The following is a 24,842-nucleotide window of genomic DNA, read 5'->3' on the forward strand; positions in this document are numbered from 1 at the left end:
ATCATAGTAATGTTTAGGTTGAGGGCGATCTCGCGCTCGCAGGCCGGAGGGTTGGGGGCTTGAAAGTTTTGTTCCGTATGCGGCGCGCCCTCGTCGGCGCGGGCGCAGCCATGTGCGTAGGCGCGCCTCTGCTGGCCGCCGCTCCCGCGTTCGCCCAGGTCGCCCTGCCCTCACGCCAGGAGCTCGACCCGGCTAACGCCGCCCCCATCGCCGCCGCCCCGCGCGGCGATCTGTTCAAGGGTGTCGAGGCCGGCCCCTGCGCCTTCCGAGACAGCCCCATCAAGGTCACGCTGAGGAGCGTGGACTTCCAGGGCGGAACCTCCGGCGCCCTGGCCGTGCCGGACCAGGCCCTGGCCTCGACCTATGCCGAGTTCCTGGACCGTGAAGCGCCGCTCAGCGCAGTCTGCGACATCCGCGACCGGGTCGCGGCGCTGTATCTGCGGCGCGGCGTGCTGGCCAATGTCGTCATTCCCGAGCAGCGCATCGCCGACGGCCGCCTGACCCTGAGGGTCATCGAGGCCCGGATCGGCGCGGTGAACTATCACGGCGACGCGGGCCCGGCGCAGAAGCAGGTCGTGCGGTTCCTCAACCAGCTGCGCGGCATGGCGCCGTTCGACCTCGACGTCGCCCAGCGCTACCTGCTGCTGGCCTCCGACGTGCCGGGCGTGCGCATCCAGTCCGCGCTGAAGCCCTCGGCGGCCGGCGACGGCGCCCTGGACCTCGAGATCGCCATCGCCCGCGACGCCGTCGACGGCTCGGTGGTCGCCCAGAACTACGGATCCAAGACCGTCGGCCGCGACCTGACCCTGGCGCGCCTGGACCTCAACGGCTTCACGCCCCTGGGCGAACGCACCTCGATCCTCGGCTACGGCACGCTGTCCAGCGACGAGCAGCGGGTGATCCAGGTGGCCGAGCGCTTCTATATCGGCGCCGACGGCCTGACCGCGGACCTGTCGGGCGCCTGGGGCTGGACCAAGCCGGGCGACGTTCTCAAGCCGCTGGACCTCGAAGGCGACTCCTTCGCCGGCAGCGTGCGCCTGACCTATCCGCTGACCCGCCATCGCAACCGCAACCTCAACATCGGCGTCGGCCTCGACTGGATCGACCAGAAGGTCGAGTTCGGCGGCGGCCTGGCCATCCTGACCGAGGATCACCTGCGGGTGTTCTTCCTGCGGCTGGACGGCCACTACGCTCCCGCCAGCCTGGCGGCCCATTCGGTGGCCATGACCGGCGTGTTCGAAGTGCGCCAGGGCAGCAACGGCCTGGGCGCCAGCCGCTATGGCGACCTTTCGGCCTCGCGCTTCCTGGGCAAGCCCAAGGCCACCGTGATGCGGACCGAGGGCGAGATCGGCGGCCGCCTGGCCGGGCCGGTGATCGGCAAGCTGAACGTCGTCTGGCAGCACACCGACGACCCGCTGCTGTCGTACGAGGAGTACGGGATCGGCAACCTGACGATCGGACGCGGCTACGATCCGTCGTCGGCGTCGGGCGATCGCGCCCTGTCGGCTTCGCTGGAGTTCAGCACCGTTCCCCTGCCCTTCAACGGCGGTCGAGCGGCTTGGCGCCCCTATGCCTTCTACGACCTGGCCGAACTGACCAACCTGGGCGTCGGCGCGGGCAAGCTGGACCTGACATCGGCTGGCGTCGGCGTGCGCGCCCAATTGACCTCACGGGTGGCGCTCGACCTGACCTGGGCCAAGCCCTTCGACAGCCCGTTCGGCTTCGGCAACGCACCGTCCTCGCGCGTGCTGGTCTCGCTGTCCGCCGCCCTCTTCTAGCCTGCTGAAGTCTCCGGAGCGTTCTCCATGACCCAGTCCCCGATCCTTTCCCGCAACGCCTCGCGCTCGCAGCGCCGGAAGAAACTGCTGGCGGCCTCGGCCCTGTGCGGCGTCGCCGCCATGCTTGCCGAGCCAGGTCTGGCCGGGACCCTTCCGGGGATCCCAGGGGCCGGCAACATCACCGTCTCCTCCGGCGGCTCGCAACCGCTGATAACCTTTCCCGACGCCATCACCCTTCAGATTCAGTTGAACGCGTCCCGGACGGTGATCAACTGGTCCAGCCTGCACGTCAGCAGCGGCGACACGATGGACTTCCTGTTCAACGCCGCCAGCGACATCGTGCTGAACAAGACCACCAGCCAGATCGCCATCGACAACGGCGCGGTGATCACCGGCAAGGTCGGCGCGGCCACCGGCGGCAACATCTGGTTCTATTCGCCGCAGGGCGTGATCGTCTCGCCGGGCGCGACAATGAGCGCCGGCGGGTTCGTATTCGCCGGCGGCACGGGCCTGATCGACGCTAACTTCGTCAACGCCGCCGATCCGACCGCGGTACTGCGCGCCGCGTCGAACGCCATGATCCGAATGAGCACGGTGAGCTCGGCGACCAGCGCCTCGATCGACGCGGCCGGCAACGTGCTGCTCAGCGCGACCAGCGGCGCCCTAAGCGCCCAGACGGTGTACGGCGCGACGGCCCTGGTGAGCACGACCAGCGGCTCGATCACCGCCTCCGAAATCACCGCCACAAGCGGTGCGGCCACGGTAACGGCCGGCGGCCCAGGCGCGACCGTGACCCAGATCACCGGCGCCACCGGCGTCACGGTCTCGTCGAGCGTCAACAGCTCGGTCGGCGCGGCCACCACCACGGCCTCGGGCGACATCCTGATCACCAGCAACGGGTCGGCGTCGCTGACCCTCGGCAATTCGGCGCGCGATCTTACGCTGAGCGCGCCGCAGGTGTTCATGAGCACCGTTGACGCCGTGCGCAGCGTCTACGTCACCGGCACGACCCAGGCCTATGTGACCAACCGGATCTTCGCCGGCGACGACGTCGAGATCACCGCCGACGGCAATGTCACGGCCGGCGGGGCCAACATCAAGACGAGCGGCACGGGCGCCGACGACAGCCATATCCTGATCCGCTCGACCAACGGCTCGGCTTCGGGCGGCACGCTGCTGACGCAAGGCACTGGCGCCAAGGCCGGCGACATCACGGTCAGCGGCGCCACCTCGGCGACACTGACCACCGGCGTATCCAGCCGCAACCTGACGATGAGCGGCACGAGCATCAGCGTGAACAACGCGACCGCCGCGCGCGACATCACCCTCACGGCCTCCAACGGCTCGGCCACGATCACCACCTCGGCCACGGCCGGCGACGACGTGGAAGTCGTCGCCACCGGCGGCGACCTCCTGGCCAGCGGCGCGACCCTGAAGTCGACCGGCGTGGGCGCCGCCGACGACGGCCATGTCACGGCTCGCTCCACGACCGGCGCGGTCAATGTCGGCTCGGCCATCACCGAAGGCAGCGGCGTGGCGGCGGGCGACGTCTGGATCTCGGGGAGCACCGGCTCGACACTGGGGTCGGCTTCCTCGACCAGGCACCTGATATGGACCGGCGGCGACAGCCTGGCCCTGACCGGAAACTACAGCGCCGCTGGGCAAGTCACCCTGGTGTCGAGCGGCGGCGCGCTGAGCCAGACGGCCGGCGTGGTCACCGCCGACTCTCTCTCCGCGTCGGGCGCCACGGGCGTGGACCTGAGCGGCGCGAACCAGATCGACCGGGCGATCAGCGTGCAGGCCACGGCCAACGACGTGGTGCTGAACAATGCCAAGGCGCTGGTGATCACCGGCAATGTCGGCGGGCGCGACGTCACCGTCACCACGACGGCCGGAGACCTGACGGCGAACTCGGCGACCCAGATCGTCGCGACGCGCAACCTGGCCCTGACCGGCGCGACGGGCGTCTCCGCCAACACCGGGATCGGCGGCCTGTTCTCGGGCGCGACCAGCCTCACGGTGACCGCCACCACGGGCGAGGCCTCGGTGGCCGCGGCCTCGTCCAACGGAACGATCCTGGTGCAGGCTCTGGATGGCTCGGCGGCCCTGCGCAAGGCCACGATCATGGGCACGGGCTCCCTGTCGGTCGTCGCCACGGGCGCGGCCACGCTCGGCGCCGACAGCCTGGCGGGGATAGGATCGGGCAACACCGTCAGCCGCACGGGCGGCGTCGGCGTCACGGACGTCACCTCCACCGGCGGCGACGCCCGTGTCTTCCTGAACAGCCTGAACACCGGCCTGACCTCGGTCACCGCCGACAACGCCGCCGGCACGGCCTCGATCGGCGTCGACGGCGGCTTCGACGTCGGCACGGTCAGCGGCTACAGCGTCTGGCTCGATGCGTCGAACGGCACGGCCAACGCCAACAACGTCACGGTGAACGGGGGCGACTACACCGCCAAGGCCCGGGACTGGGGCGGCGCGGCGCTGAACCCCGGCGGCACGATCCGCAATCTGTCGATCACCGACACCGACGGCGGCCTGGTGCTGACCAACGCCCTGGCCGCAACGGGCGACCTGACGCTGGAATCCTTCGACGTACTGACCAGCGCCTACGACCTGACCGCCGACGGCGACGTCAAGATCACGGCGGCAGGCGACATCGACCTGCTGTCAGCCACGGCCGGCGACGACATCACCGTCAACTCCACCGGCGGCCAGGCCATATTGCGCAAGGCCGACCTGACCGGCGCCGGCGCGGGCCGCGACCTCAGCGTCGCGGCCGCCAACAACGCCGTGCTGGGCGATCCCGACTACACCGCGATCACCGCCAGCAACGTGTTCGCTCGCTCTGGCGGAGGCACCGGCACGGCCGAGGTCAAGTCGGCTGGCGGCTCGGCCATGGTCCACCTCGACAGCAGCGCGGCGCTCGACACCGTCAGGGGCGCAGACGTCGACATCACGATCGCCAGCGGTCCGGGAACCTTCGGCACGATCACGGCCACGGCCGGCGACGTCTATGCCGAGGTACTGGACGGTGCAATGACCGTTGGAACCGTCACGGCCAACAATGGTGACGTCAGCCTGTACGACGCCGGCGGCGGTCTGACGATCACCGGTTCCGTACATGGCGCGGGCCTGGTTCACATCGAGACCGACGGCCCTCTGGACGGCAGCCTGGCCAGCCTGATCTCCAGCGACGGCAACCTGGAACTCATCGGCGGCGGCGTCAATCTTGGCCACGTCACGGCCGGCGGGACGATCGAGGTGTCGGCCATCGACACCGACGTCACGGTGCAACAGGCCGAGGCCGGCCAAACCGTCGTGCTGGCTTCGCTCTATGGGAATGCGACCCTGCGCGGCGCCTCCGCGCCGGACGGCGTGGTCGTGCTCGCCGCCAGCACCGCAACCTTCGGCGCCGACGACAAGGCGTCGATCACCGCCGCCAACTATGTCGACACCAACGCCGCCAGCGGCGGCCTGGGCGGGCTGCAGGTGATATCCTTCAATGGCGACGCCGTGGTGAACATCAACTCGGCCACCAACGGCGTGGCCCTGGTCGGCGCGTCGATCGGCGGCGACGCGACCGTCGTGCAGAAGACCGGCGACCTGAAGATCGACGAGATCGCCGGCTACAACATCACCGTCGAAGCCATGGATGGTTCCCTGGAGACCGGCTCCACGGTCACCAGCGGCGGCGACTACACGATCACCGCCCAGGATTTCCTCGGCGACGCCCTGACCCCCACCCTGTTCAACGGCGCCATCCGCGACGTCACGATCACCGACACGCTAGGCGACCTCGACCTGGGGGCCGCGGCCATCCACGCCGATCGCAAGCTGACCATAACCGCCCAGGACGGCGCGGTGCTCGGCCTGGCCCAGCTCAGCGCCGGTGCGGGCCTGGGCGACGGCGACATCAGCGTGACGGGCCAGGCCATCACCCTCGACACGGTCAGCAGCGACGGCTCGGTATCGCTGGACGGCGGGATCGGCCAGGTGAACCTGGCCACCAGCGTCACGGTCGGCGGCGACTATGTCCTCACCGGCGGCGGCTTCTCGGCGGCAGCCCTCTCGCCGCTGGGCGCCAAGACCGGCGCCTGGACCATCGACGACAAGGTCGGCGCCTTCGATTTCACCGGCACGCCCCTCGCCTATGGCGGCGACATCACCGTCACGGCCGTGGGCGGCGTCACCGGCGGCGACATCACCAGCGCCAGCGGCGACATTCGCGTCACGGCCGCAAGCGGCCAACTGGGCGCGCTGACCGCCTCCTCCGGCCAGGTCAGGGCCAACGCCAGCGCGGGCGGCATGACCCTCGCCTCGGCCGAAGCCGCCGATCTGATCGAGGTCACGGCCACGACCGGCGCCGCCAGGCTTGGATCGGCGATCCTGACAGGAACCGGGGCCAACAGCCTGCTGGTGCGCTCCACGAACGGCGACGTGACCCTCGGCGCATCGACGCCCGGCGCCGTCACCACGGCCAATGTCGTCACCTCGGCGGGCGCAAGCACCGTCGTCGAAGCCTCGAGCACGACCGGCGACGTCGACGTCAATCTGGACCGCGCCAACACCGCCCTCACGATCCTGTCCGCGCAGGACAATGTCAGGGTGGCCGTGACCAACGGCGCGCTGACGATCGGCCAGCTGACGGCGGGCGGCGCGTCGATGGTCACGGGCGGCGGCGACACGCGGCTGGTCTCGGCCGATGTCAACGGCGACCTCCTGGTCAGCTCGACCGCCGGGGCCTTGCGGTTCGGCGACACCACGCCCGGGCGGGTGATCGAGGTCAGCGGCGCGCTGTCCCTGAACGCCGCCGCCGACGTCACCCAGCAAGCCGTGCTGCGAAGCAATTCGCTGGACGTCGTCTCGGGAACCGGCGTCGTGCTACTCGGCGTCAACGAAGTGGCCCATCTGGACACCATCAGCGTCGCCGCAGGCGGCTTCGCCTTCAACGCCACGAACGCCTTCGACCTGCGCGGCCCCGTCACCGCCGCAGGCCAGACGGTCGACCTCCGCTCAGTTGGAGCCATCACCCAGACCGCCGCCGGCGTCATCACCGCTCAAAGGTTGACGGGCTCGTCGGTCGGCGGGGCCGATTTCGGCGCGGCCAACCAGCTGGTCCAGCTCGGCGACTTCAGCAACGCCGGCGGCCTGTTCAGGCTGATCGACAACCGGTCCCTCACCATCGACGGGACCGTCCACAGCACCGGCGGCGTATCCCTGGCCTCGCACGGCGGCATGACGTTCTCGGCCAATGGCAAGGTCGTGGCCGACGGCGCGGGCGATGCGGTGATCCTGGCTTCCGACGGCGTGTTCGCCAACGGCCGCGGCGCCGACGCGGTGACCGCGACCAACGCCGCCGGACGCTGGCTGATCTACACCCAGGCGTTCGGCACCCCGACGGGTTCGACGGCCGGCAACAGCTTCAACGGCCTGGCCGGCAAGTCCTTCTACGGCTCGGCCTACGACTTCGGGGCCGAGACCTTCGCCGCGACGCCCAACGCCGGCAATCGCTTCGTCTACGCCTACCAGCCGATCCTGGCGGTGACCCCCGTCAGCCAGGTCGTGACCTACAACGGGGCGATCCCATCGGTCTCGGCCACGATCACCGGCCTGGTGAACGGCGATACCGCCGCCGACGCCTGGTCAGGTACGCCCGCGGTCTCGGGCGCGACCAGCAAGAACGCCGGGACCTATGTCCTGACCGCGAGCGGCAGCCTGACCTCGGACCTGAACTACGGCTTCAGCTACGGCGTCGGCTCGCTGCGCATAGACCCCAAGACCATCGGCGGCCTTCTGACCGCCGACGACAAGACCTATGATCGCAGCACGACCGCCACCGGCGCCATCGCCCTGAGCGGCGTGGTGATCGGCGACGACGTCTCCGCGGGCGGCGCCTACGCTTTCGCCGACTGGAACGCCGGCGTGGGCAAGACCGTCACGGCCTCGGGCGTCGTTCTGTCGGGCGCCGACGCCGGCAACTACGTGCTGTCGCCGCTGGCCGCCGCCCAGGCGGACATCTTCACGAAGGTTCTTAGCGGTGCCCTGGTCGCCGACGACAAGACCTATGACGGCACGACCGTCGCCACCGGTTCGGTCGGCCTGACCGGCGTGGTCGCGGGCGACACCGTCTCGGCCGGCGGGACCTACGCCTTCGGCGACCGGAACGCCGCCGACGGCAAGACGGTGACCGCTTCGGGCGTGACCCTGGCCGGCGCCGACGCCGGCAACTACAGCCTCGCCGGCGTTTCATCCGACGTCGCCGACATCCTGAAGAAGACCCTGACCGGCGCCCTGGTCGCCGACGACAAGACCTATGACGGCACGACCGTCGCTACCGGTTCGGTCGGCCTGACCGGCGTGGTCGCGGGCGACACCGTCTCGGCCGGCGGGACCTACGCCTTCGGCGACCGGAACGCCGCCGACGGCAAGACGGTGACCGCTTCGGGCGTGACCCTGGCCGGCGCCGACGCCGGCAACTACAGCCTCGCCGGCGTTTCATCCGACGTCGCCGATATCCTGAAGAAGGCCCTGACCGGGGCTCTCACCGCCAACGACAAGACCTATGACGGCACGACCGTCGCCACGGGTTCCGTCGGCCTGACCGGCGTGATCGCAGGCGACACCGTCTCGGCCGGCGGGACCTACGCCTTCGGCGACCGGAACGCTGGCCTCGGCAAGATCGTGACGGCGTCAGGCGCGACCCTGGCCGGCGCCGACGCCGGCAACTACCAGCTCGCCTCGGTCAGCAGCGATCTAGCCGACATCCTGCGTCGGCAAGTGACAGTGTCGGCCGACAACCTGTCCAAGCCCTTCGGCCAGGGCGACCCAGCCCTCACCTATCGCATCACCTCGGGCTCGCTGGTCGCCGGCGACGCCTTCAGCGGCCTGCTCCTGAGGGGGGGCGGCGAAACGCCAGGCGACTATGTCGTGTCGCGTGGAAGCCTCAGCCTGTCGTCGAACTACGACCTGACCTTCACGGGCGCGATCTTCACGATCGCGCGGTTCCCCGGCATCGAGCAGGAGGGCTCCATCGTGCTCAAGCATGTGACCCAGTCCCCCGACTTCACCCTCGAATGGGATCCGGAACTCAACCTCCAGACCGAGGGGCCCGCCTGCCAGGGCGAAGGCTGCCCGCGTCAGACGACCCCGGTCGACGGCGGCAACATCGTCGCGGCCCTGCCGTAAGAACGCGACAAGGCGGGCGCCGCAGTACGGCGCCCGCCTTGCCTCGAACCATCCAGCCGCTGCGACCTATCGGTCGGCCGTATCGAGCGTCTTCACCCGCGTAACGCCCTTGGCGTCCTTGGTCAGGCGGAAGGCGTCCAGTTGGCGGCCCGTCGCGGTGAAGGCGCGATAGGTCACCGCCTCGGACGAGACGTCCAGGGTCTGGAAGGTCTGGGTGCGCGAGGCCGAGCGGGTCGCCCAACTGAGCGGAGCGACTGGATACATCTTGGGTCCCGCCACCGAGACGACATAGGTCGAGCCCTTGTCGGAAGGATGGCCCGGCCCGGCGTTGGTCATCGCCCCGGCGCCGATGGCGCCGCGCGCATAGCCGTGGTCGTGGGCCTGAAGAACCAGGTCGACGCCGTACTTGTCGATCAGCGGCTTGAGCGCATCCCGCACCCGCTGGTTGTCGCGATCGGGATCGATCGAGAACAACGGGAAGTGCAAGAAGAGCGCCGTCCAGTGGTTGGGATTGTTCGCCAGCAGGCCGTCCAGCCAGCGCACCATCTCGGCGCGCATGGCCTCGTCGCCGTGGAACAGCGGCGCATCGACCGAGATCAGGCGCAGGCCCTGGTAGTCAACGGTCCAGGCCGTCTCCTTCAGTTTCTCGACGCCCGCCGGGCCGGTTTCAGGCAGGGTATACTGGCGACGCCACTGCGGGTTCAGCACCGGGCCGCGACCGTACTCGTGGTTCCCCGGCGTCGGCATCTGCGGAGTCTGGGCGTAGAGGAAGCCGCCGGCCGCGAACCATTCGCCCCACTCGTTGTCGCTGTCGTGCCGGTTGATCAGGTCGCCGGCGTGGATGACGAAGGCTGCGTCGCCGGCCTTGCGGAACGCCGTCCTCATCGTGCGCGAGGCCTCGCTGAGGATGTTGTTCTGCATGTCCCCCATGTAGAGGAACGTGAACGGCTTGGCCGTCGTGGCGGCGGTGCGGAATTGCAGCCATTCGGACCACCGCTCGCCATCGCCGACGCGATAGGCATAGACCGTCTCGGGCTCCAGCCCCTTGAGCACCACCGAATGATAGGCCGCCTTGAAGGCTGGATCCTCGCGCACGGCGATGGTGGCGTCGTCGGTGAGGGCCTCGACGCGCATGGCTTTCTGGATGAAGTCCGGGCCGTCCTCGGCCTGGGCGTACTCGACATGGCCGGCCAGGCCCGGCGCGGTGCGCCAGGTCACCGCAATCTCGTGCGCGGGATCGGCGGTGAGGTTCAGGACGATCCGCTCGGGTTGAACCGTCGCCGGAACCGCCGGCAGGTCCGAAGACTGCGCCGGCGCGGGCTCGGGACGCAGCGGGCGCTCGACCTTCTGGGCCAGCGCGTGACCACCCAGGGCCGCGAGCGCGGCCCCGAGCATCAGGGTTTGGATGGCTTTCATACTCGCCCCGATCAGAAGACGTAGTTCAGGCCGAACGAGATCGACCGCCCGTTCTTGATGTAGGCCCGGCTGGAGCTGGTGCTGTCGCCGGCCGTGAACCAGTAGGTGTGGTTGTCGAAGAGGTTCTGGACCTGCATCGAGGCCGTCGCGCCCCTCCACAGCTTGCGCCGTACGTTCAGGTCCACGAACTCGTAGTCCTGTTCGTACGGGTTGTTGCCGAAGTCCTGGATGCCCTCGAGGAACTCCGACTGGTAGCTGTAGGCGGCATAGGCTTCCCAGCCCTTGTACTCCCAGAAGAGCTGCACGTTGGCGACGCGCTCCGGCGTCTCCATCAGCGGCAGGGTGTAGCGGGCGGGGTGCCAGGAGATGCCGGTCTCGGCCTCCGACTTCTGCAGGGTCAGGTTCACGCTGGCGCCGAGCTTCGACAACGGGCCGGGCAGCCAGTGGAACACCTGCTGGGCGCTCAGCTCCATGCCGTAGACCTTGGCCCACTTGCCGTTGTTGGGCATCGAGACGGTCACGCCGTCGGGGCCGATATTGGTCCCGGCCGTCCCGTCGCGGATGTTCGACGACGAGGAGCGGTACAGGAAGTTCTTGATGTCCTTGTAGAACAGACCCAGCGAATAGGCGCCGGTGTCGCCGTTGTAGCGCTCGATCGACAGGTCGTAGTTGACCGCCTTCATCGGCTTCAGGTCCGGATTGCCCTGCTCGATCGCCACCAGCACCCAGTCGCTGGTCGGATTGACCTTGCCGTCGCCGTCAGGATCGCTGTCGTAGCCATACTCGCGGGCCGACGACATCCGGGCGATGTCGGGACGCGCGAAGCTGGTCCAGATCGCCCCGCGCAGCTTGGTGCGGTCGTCCAGGCTGTAGTTCAGGTGGATCGACGGCAGAACATTGGTGAAGTCGCTCTTGTCGGTCGAATAGTGGCCGCCCTGGACCTCGTCGAGGATGTAGGCGTCGATGGTGTTGTTGGTGCTCTCGACACGGACCCCGCCGATGACCTGGGCCTTGCCGACCCGCGCGGTGGCCATCAGGTAGCCGGCGAAGATGTCCTCCTTGAAGGTGAAGCTGTCCTCGCCGCTGAGCTCGGCGCTGCCCGGGTCGGTGGCGAAGCCTTCGAAGAAGGTGCTGTTCCCCGCCATGGCGCGCTGCAACTCGGCCAGCATGGCCTTGTTGTCGATGACCGTGCCCAGGCGGTAGAGGCCCGAATACTCGCCGTCGAACAGGCTGGTGACTTCCTTGCCGTAGAAGCGCGAGAAGTCCGCCAGCGTACCGTCGGCGTCCAGGTCCATGAACTCGCCGCTATAGGTGGACCGCTTGGAGCTGTAGACCTTGCCGCCGGTCTTGACCACTTCCAGCCAGTCAGAAGCCGGTCGCCATTCGAGATTGACCTGGCCCTGCCACAGCCGCTCCTGCGCACCGCCGATCTCGCCCGACAGGCCGGCGAAGTCGTACTGGCTGTTGTCGTGGATCGCCGCCATGCCGGCGTCGTTCAGCACCCACCTGGGAAAGCGGCTGTCGCCGAAATTGGTGACCTTGACGCCCTTGTTGCCCAGCCAGCCGTACTTGTCGCTGCGGAACTCCATCTCGTAGCTGTCGTCGATATTGTCTTCCGACTTGGCGTAGGACAGGTCGTAGTCGGCCTTGAAGTCGCCCCAACGGCTGACGCCGCCGAAGTTCAGCGACATCAGCGAACCGGTCTCGCGCGAGCCTTCCCAGAAGCGGCGCAGGCGGAAGCCTTGCGGATCCCAGGTCCCGGACGCGCCGTCGAGCGTGTAGTACGACTTGGTGGAGCGGTCCGCGTCGGTAATCCGGCCATCGCCGTCGCGGTCGACGATCTGGGCGGTCGTGTAGCTGTAGATCCGGCCCTTCTTGGCGTCCGTGCCGATGATCGAGGCCTCCGGCGCGGCCAGGCCCGTCATGGACTTGTCGACCTGGGTCAGGCGGGTCGAGTTCTTGCCGGTGTCATTGCGGAAGTTCAGCCGGTTGCTGAACTCGTCCTTGGTGTATTCGTTGAACTGGCCGCGCAGGTGAAAGTCATGCTTGTCGCCGCGATAGTCGAGGCTGGTGTTCACACCTCGCCGCTCGACCTTGGTCTCGCCCAACGCCAGGTCCATGCCGCGCATGACGAAGGTCTCGGGATCCCAGCCGAGGGTCTCGCTGTCGGCGTACCAGACCGAAGGCTGGTTATCGCCATCCACGCCGTTCTGCTCAAACTGCGACTTGCGGCGCGACCAACTGCCGGTGACGAACACGCCCCAGTTGTCGTTGAACTGACGCCCGAACGAACCGGCGACTTCGCCCGACTTCTTGTTGTCGAACTTGTCGAGCATCCCCGCCGAAGCCGACAGCACGCCATAGGTCTTGCCGTGGTCGAACGCCGTCGGCGTGCGGATGTCGATCGAGCCGCCCAAGGCGTCGCCGTCGCGGTCTGGCGTCAGGCTCTTGATGACGGTGATCGAGTCGATGCCTTCCGGCGGCAGAAAGCTGAGGCGGACGCCGCGATAGAAGTTGTCGTCGCGCGACCCCGTGCCGCCCATGCGCACGCCGTTCATGGTGTAGTTGTTCAGTTCGGTCGACAGGCCGCGGATGGTGATGCGATCGCCCTCGCCCGTCGTGTGGTTGCGCACCGCGTTCACGCCCGGCAGGCGCGACAGCGACTCGGCCACGTTGTTGGCCGGCAGGTCGCCCATGTCGTCGGCGCTGATGACGTCCGAGATGAAGTCGGCCTTGCGCTTGGCGTCCAGCGATCGGCGCAGGCCGGCCGCGTAGCCGACGACGACGCCGTCAACCTCGATGGCTTCGGGGGCCTCGACCTCGGCCTGCGCCGTCTGGCGCTCCAGGGTCAACACGCCGCGCACCTCGCGGGCCTCGATGCCCGAGCCGGCGATCATCTTGCGCAGCGCCTCGCGCGGGGTCATCGCGCCGGAGACGGCGTTGGACGTCCGCCCGCGGGTCAGGCCCGGGTCGAAGACGATCGACAGGCCGGTGTCGCGCGACAGAGTCCGCAGTGCCTGACCCAGGTCCTGGGCCGGAATGGCGATGGTGACCCGCGCCTCGGCATTGCGGGTCCCTTGCAAGGCGTGGGCGGGCGCGGCGACGGACGCCAGCACGGCGACGGCCGCCGCCGTCAGCAGCCCGTTTTTATGGATACGCATTCGAACAATCCCCTCCGATCGACTGATCGTCACGGGGTTAGACGGCGACCGCCAAGGTCCTGACAGCTGTCATAAAAACTTGTTCCAGGCGGCGCTAACCGCCTGAAATCACGTATTGATCCGCCTTCTGACGAGTAAGCTTGAAACCGTGGAGGCGGGCGATCGCGGCCAGGGCGTTCTCGGGGTCGTCATAGGCGAAGCGGCCGCTGACCAGCACGCGCCCCACCGATGGATCGGCCAGCCTGACCTCCACCCCGGTCGCGCGTTCCAGGTCCTGGACCACGCTGGCCAGGGTCGCCTCGTTGAACTCCAGCCAGCCCTTGGCCCAGGGCGGCACGTCGGTTTCCAATTCGGGCCGGGCGATCGCCATGCGCTGGACGACGCCGTCCAAGACCCGGGCCTGCTCGCCCGCGTGAACGTGCACCGCAGTCCCCTTCCCCGCGACCCTCACGATGCCTTCGAAGACCTCGACCTCGACCGCCGTCCCGGCGGCCGTCTGTCGCTGATCGACATTGAAGCGGGTGCCGACGGCCGTGACCCGCACGCCGTCGACCTCAACCGAGAACGGCCGGCTCTTGTCGGGAGCCACCTCGAAGAAGCCCTCCCCCTTCAGCCGCAGGCGACGCTCGTGTTCGCGCAACTCGACCCGCACCTGGCTCTGGCCGTTCAGCCGGACCTGCGAACCGTCGGCCAGCGCGATCGGCCTTGGCACGCCCCGGCTTCCCTCGATCAGTTCGCCACGGGGGACGAGGCCGCCTCCGAGCACCACGACCGCCCCGGCGACAGCGGCGAAACCCGCCCCGACGATCGGGGCCAACGCCAGCCGCGCCCGTCGCGCGGGCTTGCCGCGAGCCATGCGCTGCGTGGCCCAGATCACGGCGGCGTCGTCGAGCAAGGCCTCGTGGCGGCGCAGCAGGTCCTGGCGGTCGGGACGCCCCTCCAGCCACTGTTCCAGCGCCGCCTGTTGCTGATCCGACCAGGCCGCGTCACGCCGCGCGTCGGCCCATAGCGCGGCCTCGCGATCGTCCCTGGGGTTCACATTCCTAGTCGACATGGCGGCCCTCCGCCGTCCGACGCAGCGTCTGGGCCGCGCGGCTGTAGTGTTTCTGAACCGCCTCGATCGACAGCTTCAGATCCCGGGCGATCACCTCGTAGGACTCCTCGCCGGCGCGTCGCCGGACGAAGACCTCGCGCCGCAAGGGCGGCATCGCCTCCAGCGCCCTCTGGCACAGCCTCGACCGCTCGCTCATGTCCAGCGCCTCCAGCGGCGTGGCCTCGCCATGGATGGAAAATTCCGCCGCTTCCAGGTCGTCGATCTGGACGTTGGCCGCCCGCCGGGCGCGATCGACCAGGATGTTGCGCGCCGCGCGCATGGCGTAGAACAGGGGATCGGCGATCAGCGTGTCGCGCGCCCGCGCCAGGACGCGCAGGATCGCCTCCTGGGCCACGTCCTCGGCGTCGACCGCCGTGGCCAGGCGGCGGCGAACATAGGCCAGCAGGATCCGGTTCTGCGTCGCCAGCGTCCGCCCCACCTCCTGCTCGTTACCGATCACCCGCCACGCCTCCTCGACGGAGCGTGGCTATAGGAGCGCCTTGTGACGGATCCGATGAGGTTTGATGTCGGTTTGATGGCGACGCTGGCGGCCCGCCAGTTCGTGGGATGATGAAGGCTGCTCTAGCAAGAGCGCACAAGGTCCGGCTGAAGACTTCGCCAGTCGAGACATGACGAGTTTTTAATTTCGAAAGCCGAGACACCAATCCAACTTCTGGTAGAAATGACGAATGGAAACACTCCGTCGTCATCCCGCGTTGACGCTTGCCGGCCTGATCTGGCTCGCCTACGCGACGCTGGAGACCTGGATAGCCTCGGGCGCGGCCTTGATGGCCTGCCTCTGGGCTTTTCACGGGCTGGTCCTGATGCTGGCGATGAAGGCCCTGCTCGATCGGGCCCCACGAGACCTGGGATGGCGACGGGTCGCCCTGTTCATGGCGGCGCCGGCGCTGTTCGCCGTATTGCAGACCGCGCTCGACATGCTGGCGACCCAACTGGTCGGGCCGCAGTTGCTCGGCGGCGTCCAGGGGCCGCCGGGCGTCGTGGTCTCCCCCGTGGGCGTCGCCTTCGATTTCACCTTCAAGCTGAACCTGCGGGTCTATCTGTGGATCTTCGGCTTCTACGCCGCGGCCTTGGCCCTGATGGGCTCTGCGGCGGAGGCTTGCGCGGCCCGGCTGAAGGCCGATCAGGCCGAGATCGAAGCCCTGCGCCTGCAGGTCAATCCGCATCTGCTGTTCAACAGCCTGAACTCGATCTCCGCCCTGATCCTTCAGGGCGACCACAGGCGGGCCGAGGTCATGACCCTTGGCCTGGCGCGGTTCTACCGCGGCAATCTCGCGGCCGACGAGACCGGTCTGGTGCCTCTGGAGGAAGAGATCGAGGCGCTGGAGGCCTATGTCGACCTCGCAAAGCTCCGGCTCGAGCGCCTGGACCTCGAAATCGACTGCCCCGACGTCTTGGCCGATGCGAAAGTGCCCGTGCTGATCCTTCAGCCGCTGATCGAAAACGCCATCAAGTACGGCGTGACCGGGGCCGCCGAACCGGCCCCCATCCGCCTTCGGGTCAGGTCGCAAGGCGACACCCTGCGGATCGCGGTGGAAAACCGGCTGTCAGAATATCCGGACATGAACGGCGCCGGCATCGGGCTGGGCAACGTGCGCAGTCGCCTGAGAAGCTACTTTCAGGACCGCGCCGCAATGATCGCCGAGGCGGGTCCCGACCAGTGGCGCGTCACCCTGGTGCTGCCTCTTCTGCCGAAAGCGGTCGAGCTGAAGGCGACCAGCCCCTTGACGGCTCGGGGCCCCCTGGCCAGCGCCGCCGCTCGCTAGGCGACGACACGACAGGCGTCGCGTGCTGGTTGCTCAGGCGCGACCTTCGTCCCCCTCCCCGCCTGGCCTGCCCGAAACTCCACCCAGCCCCCGGAAAATCGTCGCCACGGCGCGGGCATAGGTGACGCCGACCCGGACGGCGGTGCCGTCCTTGAGGATGACGACGGAACCTGTACGCCCCTGCCTGTTGATCTGGGCGACCGCGGTCTGGCGCACGAACGCCGACCGGCTCACCCGCACCATGGCCCCCTCGCCCAGCTGTCCAGCCAGGCTGTCCATGGTCGCGCGCACGATATGCGAGCGGGTCGGCGTGTGCAGGAGAACATAGTCCCGCGAGGCTTCGATCCAGTCGATCGTCGAAATCGGTACCCGGACCAGGCCGTCACGGTGCGGCGCCCAGATACAGCCGGAAGCTTCTGTCGCGGCCTCGCCGTCGACGGCCAGTTGCGGCGCCTGCCCGTCTCCGCTCCGCCGGCGCCGCGCGCGATCCAGCGCGGTGGCCAACCGATCGATCTCGACGGGCTTGAGCAGGTAGTCGACCGCATCGACCTCGAACGCCTGCAGCGCGAAATGATCGAAGGCGGTGACGAAGATCACCTCGACCTCCGGATCCCGGCTGAGGGCTCGCGCCAGCGACATGCCGCTCTGCTTGGGCATGCGGATATCGAGCAGCGCCAGGTCGGGCCTCAGCGCCTCGATCAGATCGGCCGCCTCCTCGCCATCGCGCGCCTCTCCAACGACCTCTACGCCCGGAAGATCGGCCAGCAGCGTACGCAAGCGCACGAGAGCCAGGGGTTCGTCATCGGCAAGCAGGATTTTCATGGTCAGGCCGCCGCTTCCAAGTCGCCGCGACGCAGGGGAATGTGCAGACGCGCGCTGAAGCCCTCGTCCAGACGGCGGGCCTCGAGGCGAGCGCTCGCGCCGTAGATCACCTCGATACGCCGCGCGACGTTCTGCAATCCGATCCCCGGCCCGACGACGGCGCCGACCGGCGCCCCGCCCTTGGCGCCGCCATCGATGATGCTCACCACCAGGGCCCCGTCCTGTTCGCGCGCCACGATCCGCAGGCTGCTGCGCCCCAAGGACGGGGTCAGGGCGTATTTGACGGCGTTCTCGACCAGCGGCTGCAGGATGAGGCTGGGCACCAGCGCTCCCTCCAGACTGTTGGGGCAATCGATCTCGACATCCAGCGCGTACGGGAACCGGACGCCCTCGACGTCGAGATAGGCCTCGATGAGCGTCAGTTCGTGGCTGAGCGCGATCAACTCGTCCTGGATCGGCGCGAGCGAGGCGCGGAGAAAGCGGCAAAGTCCCGCGATCATCAGCTCGGCCTTCCGCCCGTCGCCCGAGACGACCAGGGAAGAGATGTTGTTGAGCGTGTTGAACAGGAAATGCGGATTGAGCTGGAAGCGAAGCATCTGCAGCTGGGCGTCCCGCGCCAGTTCGCGCGCCTCTGCCAGCTGCCGCGCATAGTCGGCGGAACGCGTGGCGTGCAGGGTGGCCTTCTCGTGCATTGAGAACAGCTCCAGCGCGGCGGCGTAGAAGCCGAACAGCCAGACATAGATCAGGCAGTTCAGGGCGAAGGCCTCCAGCCTGAACGTCGAGGCCTGCCCCCCGAACAGCGCGGGCGCCAGATTGCCGAGCCGCGTGTCGATCAGGCTCTGCAACATCGCAACGGCCGCCGCCACGACGGCGAGGATCGCCCATCGCACGGACATCGACCTGGACCTCTCCAGGCGCTTGACCACCGCCCAGACGACCAGCGACCCCAGCATCCCGGTCACGGTGATCAGCCCCAACCAGACCGGCAGCCAAACGGGCAAGGCGCCGCCATAGGCCACCAGCAGCGAAGCGGTGAAGGTCAGCAGGCAGAAGATCCACATGCCCAGGGTCAGGCGCAGCGTGGTGATCCTGGTCGCCTGGAGTGTTTCGGCGGCGGTCCTTTCCGGCATCACCGACGCCCTCCGGCTGGCTCGACGCCGACGGGCCGCGCGGTTCGGCTCGCATCGCCGCCCGTCGCTCGCCTGGAGAAAGTCTCGCGGGCGCGGCTTGCGCTGCAAGGCGTGAAGATCATCGCCAATGGCACGGCTCGCTGTCCTCGGCGCAACCGCGCGCCGATCATCAGAGGTTGGAGATTCAAATAGCACTCCGCCGCCACGACGGCGGAAACCGGCTGACGCATTGGTCGCAAATTCGACGCAGGCGACGCCCACCCCATTGCTCCTTGCGGAATTAGGCCTCCGGCGGCGGATCCGGATCCCGTCGCTCTCGAAAAGCCGGGCGGCCAAGCCCTTGTCAACCAAGGATTGCACGACGACCTGGCGTTCGGGCCGTCGCCGCCTGGTCTCGATGGCCGGGCCGGAGCTTGGGCCTCAGCCCCGGGTTTCGGCGTTTTTCGGACGTTCCAGCCTTGCGACGAACTTCGCCAATGGCGCGACCAACGGCGGCGCGCACCGCTAGCAGCGCCTTATCACCGACGGCAGAATTGCTCTCCTAAGGCGAGCGACTGCCAGGACCGGAAGATCCGCAGCCGGCTCGCGATCACATTCTTTGTCGGCATGCGGCCTGGCCGTGTCCTTCCCGAGCTGGAACGCGATTGATGCTGAGTGCCCGCCTGGAAAGCCTGCCGCTGGTCGTCTGCGGCCCGATCCTTCGCCGCACCGACGACCAGTCGGTGACCGTCTGGGTCGCGCTCAGGAAGGCGCGCACGGTCCGGCTCGAGGTCTATGCGGAAACACAGGGCGGCGGCTGGACCGACACGGTCCTGCACGGCGATGCGACCACCGCCAGGGTCGGCGACAACCTGCACATCCTGGCGATCACCGCCAAGAGCGGCTCTCTCTCCTGGGGCAAGAGATACGCCTACAACCTGTTCTTCGCGGAAATCGCGGGCGCGGCTCCAGACGACGCCGGCGTCGGCGAACTGTTCGCACCGGCCTACGGCGGACGGACCGGCGTCGTCGCCGCCTCGACCCAGGAGGCCAAGGCCCTGCTCACCTATGGGCCTGATGGCCCGAGCCTGCCCAGCTTCGTCCTGCCTCCGGGCCCGTCCGGCGCAGGCGGCGCCTCGCCCATCAACGGCCTGCGGATCGTTCACGGCTCGTGCCGCAAGGCCCACGGTCAGGGCGAGGACGCCCTGCCGATCCTGGACGACATGATACGGGCCTCGCTGGCGTCCGGGGCCACCGCACCGCGTCCTCACATGCTGCTGCTCACGGGCGACCAGATCTATGCCGACGACGTCGCCGACGCCCTGCTGGCGCTGGTGATCGACGCCGGCAAGACGCTGGTGGGATGGCCGGTCGAGGCCGAGAACAAGACGCTTCCCGGGCCGGGGTTCAGGTCGGACTTCGCCAAGGCCATCGGGCTCAGCGGCATGGAAGGTCCGGGCGGGGAAAGCGCCACGACGGCGAAAAGCCACCTGATGCGGTTCAGCGAGTTCGCGGCGATGTATCTCTTCGCCTGGTCCGACGTGCTTTGGCCCGCGCCGAACCAGGTTCCCACGCTGGAACAGGTCTTCGTCAACCTCTCCGCCAAGCAGCGGGAAAAACGGGCCGAGCTCTTCGAGAAGGAGCGCCTGAGGCTTCAGGGCTATCGCGCCACCCTGCCGAAGGTGCGCCGGGCGCTGGCCAACACCCCCACCTACATGATCTTCGACGACCACGAGGTGACCGACGACTGGAACCTGACCAGCGGATGGGAGCGCAAGGTCTACCAGCGGGACAATGTCGGCGGACGACGGCACGTGCTGAACGGCCTGCTCGCCTACGCCCTGTTCCAGGCTTGGGGAAACACCCCCGAGCAATTCGAGACGAAGAGTCCCGATACGCCGGGCGGGAAACTGCTGAAAGCCTTGTCGCTCTGGCGCGGTCACCCCGGCGAGACGCACGAGGCGATGATCAGCGCCTGCCTGAACATACCCGTCTATGACGGGCGCCGGCGTGCGGCCAGCCCGGCCTATGAAGACATCCTGCACTGGCACTACGACATCCAGACGCCGGGCTTTCAGTGCCTGGTCCTCGACACCCGCACCATGCGTGGGTTCCCAGGGGGGCCAGACGATCCCCCGGACCAACTCGACGACCTGGGCTTCGAGCGGCAGATCCGCGGAGCGCGCCGCCCGTCTCCGCCCGCCGACATGACGATGGTCGTGGCGACCACCAACGTCGTCAGCGAGCCCGTGACGGAAGCCGTGGTGGAAATCAGCGGCATGCGCCCGCCAGTGGCGTTCGATCGAGGCGACGCCTGGACCGGCCAGACCCCCGCCTTCGAACGGCTGCTGGTCGAACTGGCCTATCGGACGGCGCCCGCGTCCGAGACCCACCGCAGGGCCCATTTCGCGATCGCCACCGGCGACATCCACTACGGCTTCGCCGTCCGGGGTCAGTACTGGTCGTCAAAGGGCGGCTATCGCCCCGCCGATGCTCCATGGCCCGATGGCGGCAAGCTGGAGGTGGTCTTCGCGGAGTTCACCTCCAGCCCTTTCCACAATCAGGACTTCAAGACCGGCGCGCTGCACAACTACGCCTTCGGCTCGGTGGCTGACGTGCAGTTCCTCGGGGGCCTGATGAACGCCTCCTGGATCGGATGGCGCAAACCGCCGAAACGCTCCGATCTGGACATCAAGCCGGATCCGCAACCCTCGACCCTGGACTGGCTGGCTAATCCCGCATTGACCAAGCTGGCCGTCGAAGTGCGCAAGTATCGCACGCGGCGGCGCGAGGAACTCCTTGCGAGCACGCCCGCGTTGCTGCGGCTCAACGGCTTTCCCGCGGGATCCCTGGTCAGCAAGGCCCCGGACTGGGCCTACCGGCTCGACTTCATCATGGACGAGACGCCCTCGCCGATGGCCGCCTCGATCCCGCCGGCCACGGGGTCCGACAAGGCGCGCGCGCGCCAGATGGACGCGCTGACCGGGGCCTACGGCGCATACGCCGACGAGGCCGCCGGCCGCATCCTCGTGGGGCGCAACAACATCGGCGAAATCCGCTTCGAGTGGCCGGCCGGCGACAACAAGGCGCTCGTCCAGAAGCTCTGGTGGCGGCTGGTCGACGGCGCAGTTGCCCAACCCCTGACCGAGTATCGCGTGCCGTTCGGCTTCCAGGAGCCCGCCTTCCCGAAACCTACCTATCCCGGTGAGCAGTGATGGAAACCAACTTTCAGAAACTGCTCCTCGAGGAGATCTCGCGCCTGTTCGAGCCGCTGGTCACGGCCGCCCGCAACGTCGGCTACCGGCGGGCCCTGTTCGGCGAAGTGGGCTGGAACCTGGCCGCCCTGCCCGGCGTCGAGGAGGGCCTGGCGCAAAAGCTGGAGGTGCTGGTCGAGGCGCACGCCACGATCTCCACGCTCATCAACGACCCGCCCGAAAGCCTACCGGAACTGAAGGCGGCCTTCGAGGCGCTTAAACCCCTGATCGCCGCGGCAAAGTCCCTGAAGACCGCGTTCGACGAGGTCGTGGCGGTCGCGCCCTATCTGGACGACCTTCTCGAGGAGCTGCTGCATCAGTTGCTGCTGATCTACCTGCAGCGGTGGCGTCCCCTCCTGTATCAGGCCGCGGACCTGCTGACGCTCATCGAGGTCTCGCCCACCTTCGAGCCGCCGCAGCAGGTCAAGAACGGCGAAGGCCAGGTGATCATCGCCCAGCACCAGCCCAGGCGGGTGCGCTTCGACAGGTTGGGCCCGCTGTTCAGCGATCCCGCCAAGGTGCTTGGCCACCACTATCTGCCCAACGGGCTGGCGACCAAGGAGGACGTCGCCACGGCCTCCGGCCTGATCTTCCCGATGCTGGCGCGCGTCCTCGAGGAAATCGGGATGCGGGCCGTCTACGGCGTCGCGCCGGGGGCGGAGGTGGATCTGGGCGAGGCCGACCCCGACCTGATCCGACGCCTGTTCTTCGTCTCCACACGCGCCCCGGTCGGCCCGTCGGTCGGCCTGGGGGCTTCCCTCCTCATGCTCTCGAAAGAGGAAGGCGGTCCCGGGTTGGCCGTGTCTCCACGCGGAACGGCGAGCTTCAACACCAAGCTCTCGGGCTGGGACCTGGAGCTGGCGACCGAAGGAACGCCGGGGACTTTCGTCGTCGGCCCGCAGGGCGTGGCGATGGCCAACGACGGCGCCGGCCTGAAGGTCGCGGCCAGGCTTCGGAAGACCCGGTACGACGACGAAGAAGCGCCCCTGCTGATCGGCAGCGTCAAGGGCACGCGGCTCGAGGCGAACCACGTCAGCGTGGGCGCCGGCTTCGCTGTCGGCTCTGGCGAGGCTCCCGATATCTCGATCAGCGCGGAGGCCGGCGAAGCGGCCCTGGTGCTGTGCGCCGGCGATGGCGACGGCTTCCTGCAGAAGGTGCTGCCCGAAGAGATCCGCGTGCCGTTCGCCCTAGGCGTGGAATGGTCGCGCGCCGGCGGGCTGCGGCTGAAGGGCGGCGCGGGACTGGAGACCAATCTCGCGATCAGGAAGTCGTTCGGCGGCGTGCTGGACATCGACACCCTGCACTTCGGCGCGCGCGCCGACGAGACCGGCCTTACGGCCCAGGCTTCGGTCAGCGCCAAGGCGCACATCGGTCCGATCACCGCCGTGGTGGAGCAGATCGGCGTCGAGGCGCGCCTGACCCCGGCTCCCACCGGCGAAGTCGGCGCGCTGGGCCCGCTCGACCTGGACATCAGCTTCAAGCCGCCCGCGGGGGTGGGGCTGGACATCAAGGCCGGGCCGGTCACCGGCGGCGGCTACCTGTTCTTCGACCCGGCCAAGGCGCAGTACGCCGGCGCGCTGCAACTGGAGCTGGGCGGCAAGATCGCGCTGGGCGCGGTGGGCCTGCTGACCACCCGGATGCCAGACGGCGACAAGGGCTTTTCGCTGTTCGTGCTGATCTCGGCCGAGTTCCCGCCGATGCAGCTCGGCTACGGCTTCACGCTCAACGGCGTGGGCGGGCTGATCGGCGTTAACCGCACCGCCGACACCGAGGTCCTGCGCGCCGGCATCCGCACCGGCGGGCTCGGCTCGGTGCTGTTCCCCAAGGACCCGGCCAAGAACGCGCCGCAGATCATCTCCAACCTGAACGCGGCCTTCCCCGCCGCGGCCGACCGGGTGCTGGTCGGGCCCATGGCCAAGCTGGGCTGGGGTACGCCCCGGATCCTGACCCTCGACCTGGGGCTCGTGCTGGAAATGCCGGCGCCGGTGCGCCTGCTGCTGCTGGGCCGCCTGCGCGCGATCCTTCCCAGCGAGGACAAGCCCCTGGTGCGCCTGCAGATGGACGCGCTGGGCGTGCTGGACCTGGAGCGTCGGGAAGTCTCCCTGGATGCGACGCTCTACGACTCCAAGCTGCTGGAGTTCGCCCTGACCGGCGACATGGCGCTGCGCGCCAGCTGGGGCGCCAATCCGAACTTCCTGCTGGCCGTCGGCGGCTTCAACCCGCGCTACCGGCCGCCGGCCGCCTTCCCCAAGCTCAACCGCGTGGCCCTGAGCCTGGACCAGGGCTCGAACCTCAAGCTGCGGCTCGAGACCTACCTGGCGCTGACCTCCAACACCGTGCAGTTCGGCGCCCGCGCCGACCTCAACGTCTCGGCCGCCGGGTTCACCGTCGACGCCTATCTCTATTTCGACGCGCTCTTCCAGTTCGAGCCCTTCGCCTTCGTGGTCGACCTGGGGGCGATGGCGGCCCTGAAGTACAAAGGCCGCAACCTGGTCGGCGTGAAGTTCGACATGAACCTCAGCGGGCCTTCGCCGTGGCATGTCCGCGGCAAGGCCAAGATCGAGGTCCTGTTCTTCGACGTCACGGTCGACTTCGATCACACCTTCGGCCGCCGCCAGGCGCCGGCGACGCCGGCGGTCACCTATGTCCGCCCCCTTCTGCTGGAGGCCCTGCGCGATCCGCGCAGTTGGAGCGGACTGACAGTCGGTCACCCGCTGGTCCGTCTGCGCGACCCAGGCACGGCGCAGGACGAACTGCTGCTGCATCCCCTGGCCGCCCTCAGCGTCAGCCAGCGGGTCGCGCCGCTGGACCAGGACATCACCCGCTTCGGCGCCAACGCGCCCGGCGACGGCGGTCGCTACACCCTGGAAATGGTCGCCCCCGACGGGGGATCGCTCGACGGCCGCGTCGAGGTCACGCCGGTGCGGGACGCCTTCGCTCCCGCGCAGTTCCGGGCCATGAGCGACGCCGAGAAACTGGGCGCGCCGGCCTTCGAGCAGATGCAGTCGGGCCTGAGCCTCGCCGCGCACGCGGTGGAGGCGCCGTATGACCCCGCCCTGGACCTCGACATCAGTTTCGAAACCGCCGTCTACCGCGCCCCGCAAGGCGAAGCGGCCGAGCGGATCGCCGCCGCCCCGCTGTCCGCACGGCTGATGGAAGCCGCCGCCGACGCCGGCGCGGCCGCCAAGGCCCGCGGACGCCTGTCCAGCGCGCTCACGGCCGCCGCCTAAC

At 68.6% G+C, this 24,842-nt stretch carries 11 protein-coding genes; 5 read left to right on the plus strand and 6 right to left on the minus strand.

What is annotated here, in order from left to right; all coding sequences use genetic code 11:
* The first annotated feature begins 77 nt into the window (after positions 1 to 77).
* Both SGCZBJ_RS17675 and SGCZBJ_RS17680 read left to right on the plus strand, forming a co-directional pair.
* Positions 78 to 1,778 (plus strand): ShlB/FhaC/HecB family hemolysin secretion/activation protein, encoded by a 1,701-nt coding sequence (locus SGCZBJ_RS17675; protein WP_240621555.1) that lies wholly within the window; start codon positions 78 to 80, stop codon positions 1,776 to 1,778.
* A gap of 27 nt (positions 1,779 to 1,805) precedes the next feature.
* Positions 1,806 to 8,969, plus strand: coding sequence for a YDG domain-containing protein (locus SGCZBJ_RS17680; RefSeq protein ID WP_101719286.1), 7,164 nt, complete (start codon positions 1,806 to 1,808; stop codon positions 8,967 to 8,969).
* Positions 8,970 to 9,035: 66 nt separating this feature from the next.
* Here SGCZBJ_RS17680 and SGCZBJ_RS17685 read toward each other — a convergent pair whose 3' ends face one another.
* The 4 genes from SGCZBJ_RS17685 to SGCZBJ_RS17700 form a co-directional block, all read right to left on the minus strand.
* Entirely contained in the window at positions 9,036 to 10,385 is a 1,350-nt protein-coding gene (locus SGCZBJ_RS17685; RefSeq protein WP_240621556.1) for a purple acid phosphatase family protein, read from the minus strand.
* Between the two features lie 11 nt (positions 10,386 to 10,396).
* Complete coding sequence (locus tag SGCZBJ_RS17690; protein WP_101719287.1) at positions 10,397 to 13,546, minus strand: TonB-dependent receptor; 3,150 nt, start codon at positions 13,544 to 13,546, stop codon at positions 10,397 to 10,399.
* 94 nt (positions 13,547 to 13,640) lie between these two features.
* Positions 13,641 to 14,600, minus strand: coding sequence for a FecR family protein (locus tag SGCZBJ_RS17695; RefSeq protein WP_101719288.1), 960 nt, complete (start codon positions 14,598 to 14,600; stop codon positions 13,641 to 13,643).
* A complete protein-coding gene (locus SGCZBJ_RS17700) occupies positions 14,590 to 15,099 on the minus strand; it encodes an RNA polymerase sigma factor (protein ID WP_101719289.1) in 510 nt (169 codons plus the stop codon). The genes SGCZBJ_RS17695 and SGCZBJ_RS17700 overlap by 11 nt, the downstream gene beginning before the upstream one ends.
* 229 nt (positions 15,100 to 15,328) lie before the next feature.
* Here SGCZBJ_RS17700 and SGCZBJ_RS17705 point away from each other — a divergent pair, with 229 nt between their 5' ends.
* Entirely contained in the window at positions 15,329 to 16,426 is a 1,098-nt protein-coding gene (locus SGCZBJ_RS17705) for a sensor histidine kinase (RefSeq protein WP_133149284.1), read from the plus strand.
* Positions 16,427 to 16,459: 33 nt separating this feature from the next.
* On the opposite strand, the gene SGCZBJ_RS17710 is transcribed toward SGCZBJ_RS17705, so the two are convergent.
* Together SGCZBJ_RS17710 and SGCZBJ_RS17715 are read right to left on the minus strand one after the other, a co-directional pair.
* Positions 16,460 to 17,248 carry a LytR/AlgR family response regulator transcription factor gene (locus SGCZBJ_RS17710; protein ID WP_101719291.1) on the minus strand — a complete coding sequence of 263 codons (789 nt, stop codon included), beginning with the start codon at positions 17,246 to 17,248 and terminating at the stop codon, positions 16,460 to 16,462.
* A gap of 2 nt (positions 17,249 to 17,250) precedes the next feature.
* On the minus strand, positions 17,251 to 18,639 hold the full coding sequence (locus SGCZBJ_RS17715; RefSeq protein WP_133149285.1) for a sensor histidine kinase: 1,389 nt from the start codon (positions 18,637 to 18,639) through the stop codon (positions 17,251 to 17,253).
* A gap of 386 nt (positions 18,640 to 19,025) precedes the next feature.
* On the opposite strand from SGCZBJ_RS17715, the gene SGCZBJ_RS17720 reads away from it, so the two are divergent.
* Positions 19,026 to 21,572: an alkaline phosphatase D family protein gene (locus SGCZBJ_RS17720; RefSeq protein ID WP_101719293.1), complete on the plus strand. Its 2,547-nt coding sequence runs from the start codon at positions 19,026 to 19,028 to the stop codon at positions 21,570 to 21,572.
* Positions 21,572 to 24,841, plus strand: a complete 3,270-nt coding sequence (locus SGCZBJ_RS17725; protein WP_101719294.1) for a DUF6603 domain-containing protein — start codon at positions 21,572 to 21,574, stop codon at positions 24,839 to 24,841. Before SGCZBJ_RS17720 ends, SGCZBJ_RS17725 begins: the two co-directional genes overlap by 1 nt.
* Position 24,842: the final 1 nt, after the last annotated feature.

Source organism: Caulobacter zeae (assembly GCF_002858925.1).
GTDB classification, from domain to species: domain Bacteria; phylum Pseudomonadota; class Alphaproteobacteria; order Caulobacterales; family Caulobacteraceae; genus Caulobacter; species Caulobacter zeae.

What these genes read in the sequence shown, in the direction of transcription:
- SGCZBJ_RS17680 (WP_101719286.1), top strand. Translation starts at nt 1,806, where the DNA reads ATGACCCAGTCCCCGATCCTTTCCCGCAACGCCTCGCGCTCGCAGCGC.
- SGCZBJ_RS17725 (WP_101719294.1), top strand. Translation starts at nt 21,572, where the DNA reads ATGGAAACCAACTTTCAGAAACTGCTCCTCGAGGAGATCTCGCGCCTG.
- SGCZBJ_RS17675 (WP_240621555.1), top strand. Translation starts at nt 78, where the DNA reads ATGCGGCGCGCCCTCGTCGGCGCGGGCGCAGCCATGTGCGTAGGCGCG.
- SGCZBJ_RS17690 (WP_101719287.1), bottom strand. Translation starts at nt 13,546, where the DNA reads ATGCGTATCCATAAAAACGGGCTGCTGACGGCGGCGGCCGTCGCCGTG.
- SGCZBJ_RS17720 (WP_101719293.1), top strand. Translation starts at nt 19,026, where the DNA reads ATGCTGAGTGCCCGCCTGGAAAGCCTGCCGCTGGTCGTCTGCGGCCCG.
- SGCZBJ_RS17705 (WP_133149284.1), top strand. Translation starts at nt 15,329, where the DNA reads ATGGAAACACTCCGTCGTCATCCCGCGTTGACGCTTGCCGGCCTGATC.
- SGCZBJ_RS17710 (WP_101719291.1), bottom strand. Translation starts at nt 17,248, where the DNA reads ATGAAAATCCTGCTTGCCGATGACGAACCCCTGGCTCTCGTGCGCTTG.
- SGCZBJ_RS17695 (WP_101719288.1), bottom strand. Translation starts at nt 14,600, where the DNA reads ATGTCGACTAGGAATGTGAACCCCAGGGACGATCGCGAGGCCGCGCTA.
- SGCZBJ_RS17685 (WP_240621556.1), bottom strand. Translation starts at nt 10,385, where the DNA reads ATGAAAGCCATCCAAACCCTGATGCTCGGGGCCGCGCTCGCGGCCCTG.